The following is a 14,281-nucleotide window of genomic DNA, read 5'->3' on the forward strand; positions in this document are numbered from 1 at the left end:
GCCCAATCTTGTAGCCAGGGAATTCATTCCCTGGAAAGTGGGAATGAATTCCCTGGAAATTTGAATGTTTTATTTTTTCTCGTCAATCAATATTCCGGGCAGTGATTCCGGATATTCTTCCCGGATAAATTCGATCAGCTTTTCCCGCACCAGACAGCGCAAATCAAATGCCTGAGACGAATTTCGCGCCGACATAATCGCGCGGACGACCATGAAATGTGTTTGGGTATCAGTCACTTGTAGTGCCCATGATTTGCCATCCCAGAGAGGTGTGGCAAGCAAGATTTCTCCCAGTTTTTCACGTAATTTTTCAACGGGTGTCTGGTAGTTCAAATTGAAAAAGGCACTCCCGATCAGACTGCTGTCATTACGTGTCCAGTTTTGAAAAGGCGTTTCGATGAAATAGGTGATGGGTAAAACCAAACGGCGCAAATCCCATATGTTCACGACGACATAAGTCAGATTGATTTCTTCAATGCGTCCCCATTCGCCTTCCACAATCACGACGTCATCAATTTTTATAGGCTGTGTAAAGGCAATCTGAATACCGGCAAGTAGGTTGGCAAGCGACTTTTGAGCCGCAAAACCAATAATAACACTGGCAATACCAGCCGAAGTAAGTATGCCGACGCCATACTGTCTGACGCTGTCAAAACTTAAAAGCAATATAGAAACGCCAAAAACGATGATAACAATGATGACGATTCTTTTAATAAACTTGATTTTGGTGAACAACCTCCGCGCCTGATTGTTGTCGGGCGTATCAAAATCAAGCTTTTCAATCAGGATTTTTTCAATGATGACGACAATCCTGGCCAGCAGCCAGGTTGTGACGGCAATCAGCAATATTTTGCTGACTGCGTATGTAAATTCATATTCCGGATGTGACAGCGTATAAAATCGGGTTACACAAGTCGTCAGCAGCAGCGGAACAAAGAAGTAAAGGACGCTGGTAAGGTTCTGGTGAATTGCCCTGACAATCAGCCAATCTTTTTTATGGGCGATAACCGTTATCGTCTTAATGATTATTGCACTCAGCAACAGACCAATGATGCCTGCAAGCAGGATAATCAGCCAGGGAGAATTTTTATAATCCAGCACTTCAGGAAAATTATTCATCGTTTATTGGTCTGTCATACGCGCTACGATCATCCCGGTGTGCTTTGGAACGGACGCAACATATTCGGCAAGCGGTAAGGTAGACAAAATTACCTTTTTACCCGCCAGAGAAGCATGAAGCAAATACGCACGGCTGCCGATTTTTGTAATAATGCCCATGTGATTGCAGTCCAGGCCTTCAACAGAGGATGTAAAAGCTACGATGTCACCATCCCGAAGCAGCGGCTCAGCCTTTTGCAGGGCCGCTTTGGGAATGTAGGAATGTTCGCGGCTGTTAATAATATTTTCCTGTTCTTTTACTTTTTCCCAAACCTCGGTGTTGTCCAGTGCCGGATAGAAATTGGCATGGGTACTCATAAAATTGATCTCTTTTTTGAAAGGGACGCCGCCAACCTTAGCGGTGATATCTTCAAGTCTGCCGCGTTTTTCATTTTCATATATCCAGTCGAGCACGTAGTGCAGGCGCGACGGATAACCATCAATAACACCTTCCCGGTATCGGATTTTGGTTAATTCAGTTTTATAACCTTCATAATTGAGGTTTTCATTCTTGGCAATGGCCAGAGCTATGGAGCTTTCAACCAGCGTGGTGCAGTCCAGACCGTCAAATTTGCAAACCAGTTTTTCTGTCGGATTTCCTTCGAGCGTGCTGGCTACATAAGGCGTTCCTAAAAACGATTCGGCCATGCGTAAAACCTGTGTTCCCAGATCTCCGTTACCCGGCAGATCCATTTTTTGTGTAAAGATCCTTTGTGCGGTCGGCTGTGCCGTAGTATCGATGGACCAGGAGATTAGAAATGAAAACACCAGAAATGACAAAAAGGCAAAATTTGGTTTCATTGCAGGTAATGATTTACCGCTGTCCATAACGTGATAATCTTTATAATAAAATGAATTAATAACAATGTCTTAAAATGTGTGCCATCCCTTCTTGCAAGGCTGAAACGATGCTATAACGTTTCAGGAACAAATTTATTCACATTTTAGAAATATACTGACTTATTTACAAGGATGTGGAAAATGTAAGCATTTTTACGTTTTGTCTCCGGATTTTATACCCAATAGGTGGGGCCGTGCCAATTATCCCTGTTTGTTTACGAATACTTCCGGTAATTCATCTTCGTCCGAAGCGGCTTCTTTTACAGGGAAAAAGAACGCTGCCCCGTGATGAAAAAATTGCCATGAAAGATTTCCGAGTAAACTTTTTATCTCGCTAAACCTGGCATTTCTGGATTTTAAAGCAAAAGCAATAGAAAGTCCAAAACTGACCAGAACGTTCATGGTACCTATGCAGGCAATGCCAATGATGGAATTAATCCATAAGTCAGCCGAAATATGGCTGTTCAGACCGGCAAATGCGATGCCGAAATTTCCTGACGCAAATGTAATATGCCGAATATCAAGTGGTAAACCAAAAGTGAAGCCAATAGCGCTGGTAGAGCCCAGAAAAACACCGAGGGAGAAATTTCCGGCCAGGGCGCCGAAATTCCGTTCAAAATAATGTGCAGTACGGTCAAGCCTTTCCTGTCCCAGCAAGCGGATCAGGCCCGGGTGATGCATGAGGCGCAAGGAGTATTTGTTATAGATCCATTTGTTTTCATAATATCCGGAAATCAGCCCGGATACCATCAGATAAAACCCCGCAATAGCCGCATGTGGAATGGCCAGACTTTCCCAGGCGTTCAGCTCCGCAATGAGCTTATGCGCCTTGGCAGGATCTGCAATATGAAATCCGTTGAAATAAAAATAAAGCCAGTCGAGTCCGTAGGCAATCGGGAAAGCGATAGACGCATTGCCGACGAGCGATATAAACTGGCTGCGGATCAGTTTGATCAGCAGTTGTGTGGTGCTTTCCAGCCAGTTGGGGTTTTGACCATTATTGCTAAGATTGGCTGCAATCGTTGAAGCCGTCATGGCAGGCTGTTTGGTCGCAATCGTGTACCCCAGAATATGGATGAGCATGAAGCCAATGGAGTAATTCAGGCTATAAAAAAAAGCTTCCCAGAATATTGGCAGATGCTGGAAATACAACCTCGTTTTGTTGCAGCAAAGCAGGCCCACAATGGCGCCGCCGCCCATAGCCCGCCTGAAAAGTTTCCAGTAAGCCGACTTGTCCGACGCGATGTAATGTTCACCGGTTTTTGACGTATTTTCAATGACTTTGAACGTCAGTAACTGAAGATTTATCGAGAAATGTTTACGCAGGCTGTACCGGGTATTTTCCGCGTAAACAAATTCTTTCAGCAGATGTGTGATGATCAGCCATTGTTTACTCTTTTCCTCAGACTGCAGTAAATCCAGGAGCTGGGTTAGCCGTTTAAGATATTGTTCAAGCTGGCGCATCATATAGGTCAGCTGCAAACTTATCCCAAACAGATCTTTGTGTTTGTAAATGTAACTGACCTGCGTGTTGCACTGGCTGATCATTACCAGAATATGCTTGTAATCATTGTCACGGTCTTCGGATGAGCAATCGTAGGTATTCAGCATTTTTTCAACATACATCATAACCTCCCGGTTGAGCCCGAGGAAGGGCGAATCCAGGTCATCTACACGCGGGATTTTAGAAACGACCTCCGGCTCTATCCCCAGATTTGCTGCACGCTGTGCAAGCACGAGAATGGCATTGAGCATCTCTTTGGCAACATACTTGGATAAAGTGGGTGTTGTGTCCCTGAAAATGTCCGCAAAGAAATTGCACCAGTTTTCATCAGGGATGGCCTGTACCCACTGGTAATCCTTTTTATCATCAAAAAAGCCATCGAACTGGGTCCGAAGCTCATCGGGTTCGTGTACAGGCGGGAGAAATTTATAACTTAATCTTGTAGAGGCATCCGAAAAAAAGCCTTTGTTCGAACCGATTTCCGATTCTGTTAACAAGGAGACAAATTTGGTTGAAAGCAGAATCGAATAAATCTGTTCTGCCAGCAGGTCCTTCTCCCGGCGATCCATCAGAATATTGGTCAGAATATCAGCAAAAGGGATTTCCTGGTTCACTTTTGCCTTGTAGGAACTCCGAATAATCTCTATGAATTTTCCGACATAATTCAGGCGGCTTTGTGCTGAAACACTGTTCATAAGATATCAATAGTTAAGCGCTTACAGTCGGAGAGAGATTCACTTGCCGGATTATTTTTACGGTGTATTCGTCCTGAATATTTTTTTGCTGCTTCCAATAATTGCCATTTTGGTGTTGGGGTTGTCTACCTGATTCATGATAACCCTTAAAGTAAATTTAACAATTCTTTCGGAAGGAATTGGATTTTTGCCTCATTTGTACCAGGATGAATTTGTATAGTGCAATTTTGAAATTTAATGAAAATGTATAAAAGAGGACAAAGCGGTGCTTAATATGCGCTTTGTCCTCTTGCCTTTGATATGAAAATCTAAATTTCCTTATTTTCTAAAATTTCATAAACGTACACCGAATTTGGCGGCAAGGTCAGGGCAATGCCTGTTGAGGTTATTTCCGACGGCCTGATATTTGGGGTAAGAATAAGTAGCGGGAAAACCTGTTTTAAAGTGTATGAAACAGTCGCATTCAGTTTTAGTGTATCCTGCCATGCGCCCTGCGGAATCCTGACATTGGTATGATAGGTTCTTGCCTTATCGAAATTGTATATAAAGAGGAGTTTCTGATTGTCGGTATAGCGCAGGTAACTGTAAATTCTGGTTTTATCGTAATCAGGACTTTGGTCATCCACATTCACATATTGCAGATCGTAAAAACTACCGGCATACACCGCCTCATTATCCGTCACGAATCTGTTCAGGTTTTCATAAAAGGCGCGCAGTTTTTTCTGATCGTTGGTCAATGTTCCACCGTCAAATTTTCCGCCATTTACAAAGTGTTGGAATTCAGTAACGCCCCAGTAGTCAAAGATCGTTGTCCGGCCATCTTCTCCCTGAAAACCCTCCGAGGCATTGGGATCAACACCCAGTTCCTGTCCGAAATAGAGCATCAACGGGCCTGTATGCAGCGTTGCACTTAATGTCATAGCCGGAATGGCCGCCCACGGATCTCCTGCAAAATACCGGGAAGCAATGCGCTGTTCGTCATGATTTTCAAGGAAACGTAGCATGTGCTCTGAAATATCACCGGATTCTTGCTGCCAGATGCGCGTGATATCCTCCACACTGCCGCCGCCTTCGATCAGGTGACGAAGGGAGTTGTACAAACCAACCTTATCGTATAAATAGGTGAACTGACCCTTTTGGACATAGTTGTGATATTCGTGGGGATTGTAAATTTCAGCGATGAAAATAATTTCGGGGTTTACTTTTTTGATTTCAGGTATCACCCAGCCCCAGAATTCCACCGGCACCATTTCTGCCATATCACAACGGAAGCCATCCACGCCTTTTTCTGTCCAGAAACGCAGAATGTCATACATTTTTAGCCAGGTTGAAGGAATCGGGTCAAAATGCGTTGAACGGCCATTCAGATAATCGACACCGTAGTTCAGTTTTATCGTTTCATACCAGTCATACTGGCTTGGCTGCGCCTGAAAAACGTCATTTCCGGTTGCTTTTGCCGGTCTTTCCTGATAAGGGCCGGTCACAGGAATGGGCGGTTTGTGACCTTCCGGAACGATAAAATCCTGATTGGGGATGTAGTAAAAGTTGTTGTTCGGGGCAAAAGTTACCGTTTTGTCGTCATCTTCGCCAAAGTCTTTGATACCCAGGGCACGTGCATCCGAATGATATTGTCTGGAAACATGGTTTGGGATAAAATCGATGATGGATTTTAAACCCTGGTTGCGGGTACGGGCTATCAAAGCTTCAAATTCCTGCATCCGTTTGGAAACATCCACAGCCAGATCCGGATCGACATCGTAGTAATCCTTAACCGCATACGGCGACCCAGCCATTCCCTTGACAATCAGCGGATGGTCCACACCGATGCCGTACGCAGAATAATCCGTCAGTGTGGCGTGTTCAATAATTCCGGTGTACCAGACGTGGGTAATCCCGAAATTTTTTATTGATTCAAGGGCAGTGTCCGTGATATCATTAAATTTTCCGGAACCGTTTTCTTCAATCGTTCCGTATATTTTGTTGGTCGTATTTTGATTACCAAATAATCGGGTGAAAACCTGATAAATAATGAGTTTGTCGCGGTTGATAACAGGCATAATCTGCTTCTGGGTTATTTATGGGCGCAATACTACATAGGACGCCGGTGAAATGTAATGGACTTGCAAAGGATAAATTAAGCGTGAGATCTCCGATAAATCAACGATTAAAGAATTACTTTTTTGAAATATCGTTTGATTGCATCAGCTAAAACCGTCTTTTTACTATTTTGCAAGATATTAAATTAATAAATGATATGCCGACTGTTCAAGCCTGCCTTTTTGATCTTGATGGAGTGATCGTAGATACTGCCAAATACCATTATCTCGCATGGCGGCAACTTGCCAACCAACTTGGGTTTGACCTGACTCTGGAACAGAATGAGTTATTGAAAGGAATCAGCCGGATGGAATCTCTGGATATTATACTGGAAATTGGCGGTGTGAAACTGGATGAAGCGGAAAAGACAAAGCTGGCCACCGAGAAAAATCTCCGTTATCTGGAGTTATGCAAGCAAATTACACCCGACGACGCCTTGCCTGGTGTGCGTAGATTTTTGGATGAACTGAGAGCGGATTCGATAAAAGTCGGATTGGGATCAGCCAGTAAAAATGCAAAAACAATTCTGACGAATCTGGATATGCTGACTTATTTCGATACCATTGTTGACGGAAACCGGGTCACAAAAGGAAAGCCCGATCCCCAGGTTTTTTTGATGGGCGCAGAAGATTTGTCTGTCGCTCCCGAGTATTGCCTTGTCTTCGAAGACGCAGTGGCAGGAGTTCAATCGGGTAATGCGGCAGGCATGTGCACCATCGGTATCGGGGAGCAATCCGTTTTAAATGAAGCAGATATCGTGATCAAAGGTTTTGACGGGGTGTCGGTGGATGACCTTTTTGGAAAATTAACGTAATAATCATTCAGAATAACCTTTGCGTACAGCTTACTGCCGATAACCCATAAAAATGAAAAACTACATAACACACGACGAATGGAGTATTGTGGAAGAAGGTTTCCATGCGGCTCACAATGAAATGACAGAGAGTCTGATGAGCCTCGGCAACGGCCGGATGGGGCAAAGAGGAAATTTTGAAGAAAGTTATTCGGGGAAAACCTTGCTCGGGAATTATGTTGCGGGGGTATATTTTCCCGATAAAACCCGCGTAGGCTGGTGGAAAAACGGCTATCCCAACTATTTTGCCAAAGTGCTGAATGCCTGCAACTGGGTTGGTATCGATATAAAAGTAGGCGAAGAAACACTGGATTTGAATACCTGCCTGGTGGAGGAATTTCGCCGTGCGCTGAACATGAAGGAGGGGGTGCTGGACCGTACCGCTGTTGTAAAACTGGCGAGCGGCAGAAGGGTGAAAATCCAGTCGAAGCGCTTTTGTAACATGGTCGATGATGAGTCGGGAGCGATCCGTTACTCGATCACACCGCTTGATTTTACGGATATTATCACCGTTACACCTTATCTGGACGGTAATATCAGCAACCGTGATTCGAATTATGATGAAACTTTCTGGAACGAACTCTACAAGGAAACCAGTTTTTCGGAAGGATATTTGATTCTGGAAACAAAAGAAAATCCTTATGGCGTTGAGCAGTTTCAGGTCGCAACCGGAATGGCTTTCGATATCAAAATAAACGGGCTGAAAACGGATTATCAGTCACTGCCCGCCCGTCATGAAAAATATGTTGCAGGCGTCGTTCACATTGAAGTACAGGAGGGCGATGAGCTGACGATTTTTAAATATGGCGTCAATTTGTCTTCAACCAATTATGCTGCGGATCAGCTTTTAACGGAAGCCAAAGCCTATGTAGCCCGTATTAGCGAGAAAGGTTTTGCCCAGCTTTATGCAGAACATGTGCAGGCCTGGGCTGAAAAGTGGGAAAAAAATGACATTACCATTGAAGGCGATGTTGCCGCGCAGCAGGGTATCCGTTTCAATATTTTCCATCTGGGGCAAACCTATACCGGGGAAGATGAACGGCTGAATATTGGCCCGAAAGGCTTCACCGGTGAAAAATACGGCGGAAGTACTTACTGGGACACAGAGGCTTATTGTATACCCTTTTATCTCTCGACTTCGGAAGAAAAAGTAGCCAGAAATTTGTTGGTTTACCGGCATAAGCATTTGAAAAAGGCCATTGAAAACGCCGAAAAGCTAGGTTTTAAAGACGGTTCCGCGCTTTATCCGATGGTTACGATGAATGGGGAAGAGTGCCATAACGAATGGGAGATCACCTTCGAGGAAATACACCGGAACGGGGCCATTGCCTTTGCGATTTATGATTATACACGGTATACCGGTGACGAAACATACCTGTCTCAGTATGGCCTTGAAGTGCTGATCGGTATCTCGCGGTTCTGGAAACAACGGATTACCTGGTCTGCGGATAAGGGGCAGTACGTGATGCTTGGCGTGACGGGACCTAATGAATATGAAAATAACGTTAACAACAACTGGTATACCAATTACATCGCTTGCTGGACGCTGCGTTATACGCTGGAAGTGATTAGTAAACTTTGGGAGACTGATACGCAAAGGCTGAATGAGATTATTTTCCTGACCAATTTTGACCTGAATGGTGAAATGGCCGACTGGAAACACATCGTCGAATTTATGCATTTTCCGTACGATCCCGCCAGAAGGGTTTATTTGCAGCAGCAGGGTTTTCTGGATAAGGAAATTTTATCGGTCACAGATATCGCAGACCAGCGTCCCATCAATCAAAACTGGTCGTGGGACAGGATATTGAGATCCTGTTTTATCAAACAGGCGGATGTTCTTCAGGGATTATATCTTTTTGAGGACGATTTTGCGGTAGATGATATCAAAAGGAATTTTGAGTTTTATGAGCCGATGACGGTGCATGAGTCATCACTTTCTCCTTGCGTGCACGCGATTCTTGCAGCCAAAATTGGTCTGAAAGAAAAGGCTTACGAAATGTACGTCCGTACGGCGAGGCTCGATCTTGACGATTATAACAATGATACGGAGGACGGGCTGCATATCACTTCCATGGCGGGTACCTGGATGAGTGTTGTCAAAGGTTTTGCCGGGCAGCGCGTAAAAGACGGTTTCCTGACGTTGAATCCATATATCCCGCAGCAATGGACATCCTATTCGTTCAGAATCGGGTTCCGCGGTTCCTGGTTAAAGATCGAGGTGACCCGGGAAGGCGTGACGGTAGAGAATACTTCTGATCAGGAACTGACCATTTTTGTAAACGGTGAACGGCTTTTTGTCGCGGCTAACACGATCACAAAAAAATAATTTTGTCATTATAAAACAGTATTTTGTTGATCCGGAAAACTTTTGATAGTCCGGATCAATAATCAACTTACCCCTATGTTTAAATTCTCATTTGCCGCATATTTTTTAGGTTTTGTTTTTGTTCAGGCAAACGCGCAAAGCCTCAATACGTTAACGCCCAAGGAGAAAAAGGAGGGCTGGGAACTGCTTTTTGATGGTAAAAACCTCAAAGGATGGCATGCTTACGGCGGGAAAGAAGTTGGTTCTGCGTGGATGGTTGATCAGGGTGCTATCAAATTAAATGTTCCGGAACGTGCCGGAAATAAGGCGAAAAATGGGGGCGACATCGTTATTGATAAGGCAGTCAACGGCGATTTTGAATTCAAGGCGGAGTGGAAGGTTAGTAAATATGCCAACAGTGGGATTTTCTTTTTTGTGAAAGAAGCGCCGCAATACAAAAACATGCATGATACCGGCCTGGAACTGCAGGTCATTGACGATAAGATTTATGAGGGAGCCAAAGAAAATACGCACCGGGCAAGTGACTTTTTTGGCATTGCCAATGCGCGGTTAAGAGAAGGTAATCCGGAAGGGGAGTGGAATCAGATCCATTTTATTGTCAGAAAGAACAAACTGACGGTGTATCAAAACGGTTTTATGGTGCAGGAGCATGACTTGTCCGGCACAGACTGGAAACAGAGAATTGCAAAAAGCGGGTTAAAGGATGCCCCGATTTCCAAAGGAATTATAGCGGGTGGAATTGGTTTACAGGATTGGGGCAGTACGGTTTGGTATCGTAACATAAAACTTCTTCGGCTTTAAATACTGAATTTGTTTATTGCAAGAAAAAGTAAAACTAAACTAATATTATCGAACGGTAGATAAGTAATTGTTGAAAATGTTGTTGATTTATAGTAGGTTAGTGATCTCGCTGTCTAATAAATCATGGTACAGGAAGTTGTCAGGTGGAGGTTGATGGTAGTGCTAACGATGATGTTTTTGACTGGTTTTCACCTGCAAACATCAGCGCAGGATTTTAGTGTTTGCCAAAAAAATCTCAAAGATCTTCTGATCACGTTTAATCAGTCATTTGAAGAAAATGATCCTGCATTACTGAAAAATCCTGATTATCAGCGTCAGCTTCGCGAATTGCAGACGGAGTATTTCAAGTATCACAAGCAATCGTACATGTCCTCGGACTCTGTTCAGCGTCTGAACAATGAGGCAGTTATTCTGGCTTTATCCGGAAGTTATCATAAGGCGCTCCACATCCTGGAAAGTCTGGAACTCTCCGAAGATGAAGCACAGGTCAGGTACAACCGAGGACTGTTTAACATGCTTAATAAAAAGTATGATTCGGCACTAAACGACTTCTCAGGTGCGCCGAGCCATGCTTATAGCGCCGTCAATTCGCTTGTCTCATTTGGGAAACAAAAGAAGTTTGCCGAAGGATTATCTTTTGCGCAAGGTAACGAGCCGAAAAATTCTGCCGGAAAATTCAACTACAATCTTGGCCTGATCCATAAGTTTAACGGACTTTTTTCAGAAGCGATCGACGAGTTGTCTTCCGCAATCAAACAAAAGGATGAGATCATGGCTTATCGTTTGCAGCGTGGTGATCTTTATATGCGGACTGGCAATCAAAAGAAAGCGGTAAAAGATTTTGAAAAAGTTGCACGCCGGCACGCCAAGGCCCAGATACGTTATGCAAATGCTTTGCTTTCGTTAAATCAGTTTGCCAATGCACTGTCTGTTTTTCAAAAGTATCTTGAAAGTGAGGATAAAACCTTTCGTGGTGATGCGTACGTGGGCATGGGACATTCGCATTATGGTCTCAATCAGATTGCCGAGGCACAGCGCTATTACCGGCTGGCTGCAACGATGAAACGTGAAACACCGTCCTTGCTTGCCGGGATAGGCAATATCCATTTGTCAAATCATGAATATCAGTTTGCCTACAATTCTTTTGATCGGGCGATCAAAAAAGATACAGCCTATCTGCCGGCTTATCTGGGAAGGGCGGTGGCGCAATATGGTTTGAAAAAATTTGAACTGTCATTGCTGGATTTCAAAAAGGCGGAATCTATTATGGATCCCGATAACCGGTTCTTTGCAGACCTGTTTGTGACCAGAGGCTTTGCCCGCTACTATCTGAAAAATTCCAAAGGCGCGCAGGAGGATTTTACAACGGCGATTCGACTGGACGGTACGCGCTATGAGGCGCTGGCGGGGATGAGCAGTATTATGATCGATCAGAAAAAATATTCGGAAGCGGGCCAGTTTTTAAGTAAGGCGCTGAACTACGAGCAAAATTATGACCGTATGTGGAGCAATTATGGAAATTTACTTCTGCACTTTGATATGTTTAAAAAGGCTTACAACGTGTTTAAAAAGGCCATCACCCTCAACAAACAAAATATAAAGGCACAGAACGGATGGGGAGTTGTTTTGCTTGAAAACGATCAGCTTGATAAATCCATGGTACTTTTCGACAGCCTTGTAAAAGAGAATCCGGAATTACCTTATCTGCATAACAACCACGGTATTGTGCAGTCTTATCTGGGCAACAGGCATGAGCAGCGTCGGCTGATCGACGATGCAAATGCTCGTTATGAGGGAGCGTTTCAGGATTTCAAAAAGGCGATGGAGGCAGCACCGACACGCAAGTTTTATAACGTCAACCAAGGAAATGTGTACCGCTATTGGCAGCAGTACGACCAGGCTTCGCTGAGCTACCAGAGCTATCAGGATAAAAGTGCGCTGAACAATACAGCCGTGATGTATGCCGGGCAGGAAAAAATGAAGGATGCAAAATACTACTTGGGGGTAGCCATTCAGATAGATTCTTTACATCGTGTTTTTCAGTATAACATGAATATCCTGGTGAAAGGGAAACAACAGGAAATGATGAAACTTGTCGCTTCGGCCGGAGATGACGGGCCTTTTTCTGATATCGGTATTAAATACAGCAGGGATGGTTTTGTGACGATTTATCTGTATGATTATGAGTATGATACGCTGGCGTTTCAGGGCAGGCATTATTTGCCTTTGCCGGTAGCTGAATACAGGGAGGATTATTTTATCCCCGAGTATGATTTCAAATTGATCGCCTATCCAAAAAAGAAAGACCCTCCGAAGATAAAAACGCCGAACTACAAATCACAAAAAGTTAAGATGCCAGGTAAGAAGGGGAGAAGCGGTACCAGATGTCCGGTTTTTAGCTAAAGTATTTAATATCTTTTTGGTTACTAAATACAAGGGACTTTTGAGTAAAAATATCTACAAAGGTGCGACATGAGTACTCATCTTGGGAATTGCGGGTTAAATATGTGGAAATTTACACTTCAATCCGGTTCTTACAAACTGCCAAACAGGTTTTTTACTTCTACAAAACTGATTGGCTTGTCTAAAAAATAATCAGCGCCTTTTCTGAGTGCTTCTTCACGAAGATTTGTCATCGCACTCATCATGACGACCTTGGTATTATGAAAGCGACCCTTGGTTTTGATATTTTCTATTTCGTTAATGCCTTTGCCATCAGGTAAATTGTTGTCAATAAAAACCCACTCAGGATTTAATTGATTAATAAATGCAATGCCTTCCGTCAGCGTTGTCGCGATCCTGACCATATCAGGGGTTTTTACATGTAGTTGTTTCACCAAAAAATTGCGCATCAAAATCCCCAGATCCTTCTCATCCTCTATAATTACAATTTTCATGGTCAGGTACACTAATAAATAGATAGTCTTTAAATATGAATAAATCAGATATAAAACTAATTCTATGAAACTGATTTATCTATTGTTTATGAAACAAAGTCATGTTTTAAAATAGGCAATAACCTTGCCATTCAGGCATTTTTAGACGGTATTTAAAATTCTTGCCATCTGCAAGCGGCACCTAACACTTCCCCATGTTGTAGAATCCTGTTCCAAAATTGTGTAGTAATAATTTGGGTTTTTTTCATTGACACTGAGGCATTGGATGCAGGCGTTAAAATATTTTGTTTATAAGTTATTCTTTTTTAGTTGTTTAAAGATGTTTGCGGACAGCACAAACTTTTCGGGTACAGGTTTTTAACTGAAAGATTTAACAAATTAAAATTTATAACCATTTAAAAGTAATTGTCATGATCAACGGTAAAGTATTTTGGGGAATTGTGACCGCGGCTGCGGCAGGTGCTGTTATAGGAATGCTTTTCGCTCCTGATGAGGGAACGCAAACGCGTAAGAAAATTAAAAGGAAGACCAACAGCCTGGCAAGCGAGTTGATCGAGGCGCTGGAAAAAAGCAAAGATAAGGTTGTGAAATCGGCAGAAGACTTGAAAGAAAAAGGACAAAAATATAAAAACGACCTTCACGACAAGGCCGAAGAACTTGCAGATGATGCTGCGCAGGAAGTTCACAAATACAATTAATAAGGACAGCCAGGTAACGGATCGGTGATTTGTTACCTGGATCTTCCATCTTACATGATTTATTCTTCTGGATTTATGAAAAGTCAGGATAAAGAGTCGATAGGACACACATTACATTCGGCCACGGACTATGTCAAAGATCTGCTGATGGTTTCTGCCCCTGGCGGAGCGGCCGGCAAGGGTATAGAACTGGGTGTTGGAGCCGTATTGGCGAAAACTGTACTAAAAAGGCTACCCGTACCATTGAACTTTCTGGTGCCTATTATTATTGAAAAAGTTATTTTAAAACACGGTGTGGAAGGAGGACGGGAAGTGCTTCTGAAAGGTCTAAGATGGGTCAAAGCAGCCACAGATGATGTCGATGACGAGAGCGTGCGTATTGCGACGTTATAGAAAGTACGTTTCACAA

11 protein-coding genes are annotated in these 14,281 nt (G+C 43.4%); 6 read left to right on the forward strand and 5 right to left on the reverse strand.

From position 1 onward, the window contains the following. Positions 1–69 precede the first annotated feature (69 nt). From RB622_RS02995 to RB622_RS03010, 4 genes are all read right to left on the reverse strand, one after another. Positions 70–1,119 (reverse strand): mechanosensitive ion channel domain-containing protein, encoded by a 1,050-nt coding sequence (locus RB622_RS02995; protein ID WP_308045021.1) that lies wholly within the window; start codon positions 1,117–1,119, stop codon positions 70–72. Positions 1,120–1,122: 3 nt separating this feature from the next. Further along, complete coding sequence (locus RB622_RS03000) at positions 1,123–1,959, reverse strand: N-acetylmuramoyl-L-alanine amidase-like domain-containing protein (RefSeq protein WP_308045022.1); 837 nt, start codon at positions 1,957–1,959, stop codon at positions 1,123–1,125. A 240-nt stretch (positions 1,960–2,199) separates the two neighbouring features. Then, complete coding sequence (locus tag RB622_RS03005) at positions 2,200–4,197, reverse strand: site-specific recombinase (protein WP_308045023.1); 1,998 nt, start codon at positions 4,195–4,197, stop codon at positions 2,200–2,202. Between the two features lie 308 nt (positions 4,198–4,505). Beyond that, on the reverse strand, positions 4,506–6,254 hold the full coding sequence (locus RB622_RS03010) for an alpha-amylase family glycosyl hydrolase (RefSeq protein WP_308045024.1): 1,749 nt from the start codon (positions 6,252–6,254) through the stop codon (positions 4,506–4,508). A 197-nt stretch (positions 6,255–6,451) separates the two neighbouring features. Between RB622_RS03010 and pgmB the strand changes: the two genes are divergently transcribed. The 4 genes from pgmB to RB622_RS03030 all read left to right on the forward strand — a co-directional run bounded on the left by pgmB (position 6,452) and on the right by RB622_RS03030 (position 12,680). Continuing rightward, on the forward strand, positions 6,452–7,108 hold the full coding sequence (pgmB, locus tag RB622_RS03015) for a beta-phosphoglucomutase (RefSeq protein WP_308045025.1): 657 nt from the start codon (positions 6,452–6,454) through the stop codon (positions 7,106–7,108). Positions 7,109–7,160: 52 nt separating this feature from the next. After that, on the forward strand, positions 7,161–9,476 hold the full coding sequence (locus tag RB622_RS03020) for a glycoside hydrolase family 65 protein (RefSeq protein ID WP_308045026.1): 2,316 nt from the start codon (positions 7,161–7,163) through the stop codon (positions 9,474–9,476). A 75-nt stretch (positions 9,477–9,551) separates the two neighbouring features. Beyond that, positions 9,552–10,277 carry a DUF1080 domain-containing protein gene (locus tag RB622_RS03025; RefSeq protein WP_308045027.1) on the forward strand — a complete coding sequence of 242 codons (726 nt, stop codon included), beginning with the start codon at positions 9,552–9,554 and terminating at the stop codon, positions 10,275–10,277. A gap of 123 nt (positions 10,278–10,400) precedes the next feature. After that, complete coding sequence (locus tag RB622_RS03030; protein ID WP_308045028.1) at positions 10,401–12,680, forward strand: tetratricopeptide repeat protein; 2,280 nt, start codon at positions 10,401–10,403, stop codon at positions 12,678–12,680. Positions 12,681–12,811: 131 nt separating this feature from the next. Here the strand turns inward: RB622_RS03030 and RB622_RS03035 are convergent, their stop codons facing one another. Continuing rightward, on the reverse strand, positions 12,812–13,174 hold the full coding sequence (locus tag RB622_RS03035; protein ID WP_308045029.1) for a response regulator: 363 nt from the start codon (positions 13,172–13,174) through the stop codon (positions 12,812–12,814). 410 nt (positions 13,175–13,584) lie between these two features. Here RB622_RS03035 and RB622_RS03040 point away from each other — a divergent pair, with 410 nt between their 5' ends. Next, entirely contained in the window at positions 13,585–13,872 is a 288-nt protein-coding gene (locus tag RB622_RS03040; RefSeq protein ID WP_308045030.1) for a YtxH domain-containing protein, read from the forward strand. Between the two features lie 75 nt (positions 13,873–13,947). Further along, positions 13,948–14,265 (forward strand): hypothetical protein, encoded by a 318-nt coding sequence (locus RB622_RS03045; RefSeq protein WP_308045031.1) that lies wholly within the window; start codon positions 13,948–13,950, stop codon positions 14,263–14,265. Positions 14,266–14,281: the final 16 nt, after the last annotated feature.

It is taken from the genome of Dyadobacter sp. LHD-138, assembly GCF_030929615.1.
GTDB lineage: Bacteria > Bacteroidota > Bacteroidia > Cytophagales > Spirosomataceae > Dyadobacter.